Here is a 2,952-nt window from a genome sequence, read left to right on the forward strand (position 1 = left end):
AGTGCCAAAAATAATTTTGTGGTCTACTCAAATGAAAAGCGCTGTATAACCCCAAGCAATTTTAAACACCGCAAGTGACGGTGGGGTATTAAACCCTTCAATAATGGATAATGGATAATTGATAATTACCTCTCCCTAAAAGGAAGAGGATTGAATAAAAGGAGAAAATTTATTTTTTGCCCCTTTCAAGGGGAGGCTTTAAACCTGAATTATTGAATTATTGAATTATTCGGTAAAAGAAAAGATAAAAAAAAGAAAATTCAGTATTTTATTGGCTACATATTGCAAGAGGTACTGTCATAGCCCTGTACGTAGGCAACAGGCAACAGGGGGAATCAAAAACCAATAATATTAAGACTTTTAGTTATTGGACAGTTATTGTAATTTGTAAATATGCCAGCACACGTTGCTATATCATGTCCGGTTAAATACTTAACACTTTGGATAAAGTAAGGCAGAAAGCAGAAGGAAAGGAGAAAGTTTTAAGATAAAAGCTTTTTTATCATTAATTATCCGGAGATGATATTAATTACTAACTAATAACTGAAATGACTACTCCTTCAAATTTCAAAGTGTCAAATTTTGTATTGATATAAAAAATTAACTCTAATGGTAAATTTAAGTGGAAGTTGGTTAGGTACTTATTGGCAACAGGGAAATCCTACAAGATTTGAAGCTACTTTGATTCAAGGTGGTAATACTTTGAGTGGAAATATATTAGATGATAGTTATTTAGGAGAAGCTGTATTAAAGGGTGAAGTTATTGGGCGCACAATTAGTTTTACAAAGCTTTATATTACAAATTCAAAATACATTATTTATTATGTTGGAACTATTGCTGAAGATGAAAATTTTATGCAAGGAAAATGGCAAATAGATAGATATACTTCTGGAATTTGGGAAGCTCGCAGAAATAATGAAGACCTAATGATTGAGTTGAAAAATTTTCTCTCTAAAAAGTTCCCTGTTTCTTTGAGTTAATTACTAATAATATATAGTTATAGTTAATATAAATAAGTTAAAAGATTGAAGAAAACAGAAAACAGCGGGAGCTGTTTGCGCAGCATGACAAATGGAAAGGCAGAAGTTCTAATTGCTTATGGATAGGCAAAATCAAACTCCTTCCAGGTATAAAATTCAGATTTGTTTTTTGTAGCATGATTTTTAATAAACATCTATAGATAATTTGTAGTCACTAATATTATGTGACTTTAGTCACATAATTACAATCAAATTATCACTTTTTAGTTAATACATTTATGTTTAATATTATAACATTACTAAAAAAGTATAGACATAAATAAATCTAAACTATGTAACGAAATTTTGATGCATCTCATACTCTTGAGATTGTCTTCCTTGCGGAATGCTGCGCAAACCTTACACTCCCTTATAGTTGCTTCAGACACTTGTAAATTTTCCCATTTACTTACTGATATAGAGCAGCTATATAAACAAACAACTTTTCTATATGTAGACATATACACAATAAGGATAATTGTAGAAAAATGTTCAAGAAAAGAATTTTGTTGGTAGAAGATAATCCTATGCATAAGAAGATTATTTCTTATTCTCTTATACAACTAGGATTAAAAGTAATAGAAGCTAATGATGGTGTCGAAGCCATAGAAAAAATTTATTGTGAAAAACCCGATATAGTGCTTCTAGACATTATGATACCAAAATTAAATGGCTATGCTGTATGTACTCAAATTAAGTCCGATCCTCAAGTACAGAAGATTCCTGTCATTTTTTGCACTAGCAAGAATGATGAAAGCGACTACCACGAAGCAATGAAATATGGTGCAGATGGTTATCTTAGTAAACCTTTCAAACATTCTGAAATTATAGCTATGATTGTAGAGTTAGGAATTACTAAAGTAGAAATATCTGAAAATAAATATATACCTACTTTAAGAAAAGGTTGTATCAGATTGATAAATCTTGCATGCAAAAATTACACTAATAAATTTGCTTAAATTTAAACTCTAAACTGAAATATTTATCACTTGAAACAATACAATAATTATGATACTGATGACAGATGAAGTTCTAGGTTTTGGAAATATAGAATCGATAATCAAAACAGTTGTACCTTATCAACCTGAAATTGATTTAACTATTTCAATAAAATCAATAAAAATTGTCAGTTTGTTTAAAACTACTATAGTGCATGAAGTTTCAAATCTCTGAAATTGAAACTAATAAATTCCCAAAAATAAAACATACAATTAGCGACAATACTAATAATAATTAGTACGCTCTTATCCGGTTGAATAGAAATATATTAAGGGTTCAGGGTGTATAAAGAAAGTAAATAAGCATAGAGTAGAAGAAAGTTTTTTTTTCGCTTCAGTGGCACAGAGTTTGATCCCTATTAATTTATAAGTATTCAATCGGATATTAGATAATTATAATTCAGTAGTTAACCTTAGATAATATTATACCAAATCCGGTTTTCAAAACCCCATTATATTTAGGTGAAGTTTAGCCAGTGATAATTAGTTAAATTTTTAATTTCTGTTTTCATTTCAGTCAGCACATTACATCTTTTTATTAAAATCTCTTCTAACTCATCAATCAATAGTGTCAAAACACTGATTTACTCATAGCTCATCCACCAATTTCCATAAGCGTTCTGCTGCTTGTAAATAGGGGCGAATATGGTGGTAGAATTTCTATTTCTATTCCTTCTGGAATTTGACATTTTTGACTCCTATGCCATCCATCATTATCCTCAATTAATAAAATTTTTTTTTGTCAGAAATTCCTACATCCTCAGCAAATTGTTTGTAAACAACATTCAACCATAATGTATTGACTCTTGGGATTAAATACCATGCTTGTTTCTCCTAGTTTTAGCCTTAACAAAACCATAAACATATAGCCATTCATATCCCTAAAAGAGAGAGGATTGACAAATAAGAAAAAAATTTATTCTCTTGATCGATT

At 29.7% G+C, this 2,952-nt stretch carries 3 protein-coding genes; all 3 read left to right on the plus strand.

The window, feature by feature from the left end:
• The first annotated feature begins 609 nt into the window (after window positions 1-609).
• The 3 genes from AC3DU7_RS29975 (at window position 610) to AC3DU7_RS29985 (ending at window position 2,193) form a co-directional block, all read left to right on the plus strand.
• Window positions 610-981: a hypothetical protein gene (locus AC3DU7_RS29975; protein WP_488042888.1), complete on the plus strand. Its 372-nt coding sequence runs from the start codon at window positions 610-612 to the stop codon at window positions 979-981.
• A gap of 527 nt (window positions 982-1,508) precedes the next feature.
• Window positions 1,509-1,979, plus strand: coding sequence for a response regulator (locus AC3DU7_RS29980; protein ID WP_488042889.1), 471 nt, complete (start codon window positions 1,509-1,511; stop codon window positions 1,977-1,979).
• A 49-nt stretch (window positions 1,980-2,028) separates the two neighbouring features.
• On the plus strand, window positions 2,029-2,193 hold the full coding sequence (locus AC3DU7_RS29985; protein ID WP_488042890.1) for a hypothetical protein: 165 nt from the start codon (window positions 2,029-2,031) through the stop codon (window positions 2,191-2,193).
• Window positions 2,194-2,952: the final 759 nt, after the last annotated feature.

This window comes from Okeania sp. (assembly GCF_983059655.1).

What these genes read in the sequence shown, in the direction of transcription:
- AC3DU7_RS29980 (WP_488042889.1), top strand. Translation starts at nt 1,509, where the DNA reads ATGTTCAAGAAAAGAATTTTGTTGGTAGAAGATAATCCTATGCATAAG.
- AC3DU7_RS29975 (WP_488042888.1), top strand. Translation starts at nt 610, where the DNA reads ATGGTAAATTTAAGTGGAAGTTGGTTAGGTACTTATTGGCAACAGGGA.
- AC3DU7_RS29985 (WP_488042890.1), top strand. Translation starts at nt 2,029, where the DNA reads ATGATACTGATGACAGATGAAGTTCTAGGTTTTGGAAATATAGAATCG.